Consider the following 254-nt stretch of genomic DNA (forward strand, 5'->3'; position numbering starts at 1 on the left):
TGACTCTTAGCTTCAATCTCAGCGTTGGGGATTTTATAGCCCGCCGCATCGGTTATGGTTCCGCTCAAAGTACCGCGATACTCCTGAGCATGCGCGAAGGCCGTGCCCACACAAAGGCACGCGATCGAAGGGGGAATTTGCGTCCGAACATTAAGGTCTCCAGAAAGTGTTTCGGTGAAGCGAACGAAGATTATTGATAATCGTCTAGATCGTCAATAACAGCCTCGCGTTACATTTCCGTTGACCGAAGTAGC

At 50.4% G+C, this 254-nt stretch carries 1 protein-coding gene; it reads left to right on the forward strand.

Features of this window, described 5'->3' with window-relative positions; all coding sequences use genetic code 11:
- A partial coding sequence (locus JAO32_RS19860; protein ID WP_334243631.1) for a hypothetical protein occupies nucleotides 1-197 on the forward strand: 197 nt, incomplete at its 5' end.
- Between the last annotated feature and the right edge of the window lie 57 nt (nucleotides 198-254).

The organism is Terriglobus sp. ADX1, from assembly GCF_036877645.1.
Lineage (GTDB): Bacteria > Acidobacteriota > Terriglobia > Terriglobales > Acidobacteriaceae > Terriglobus.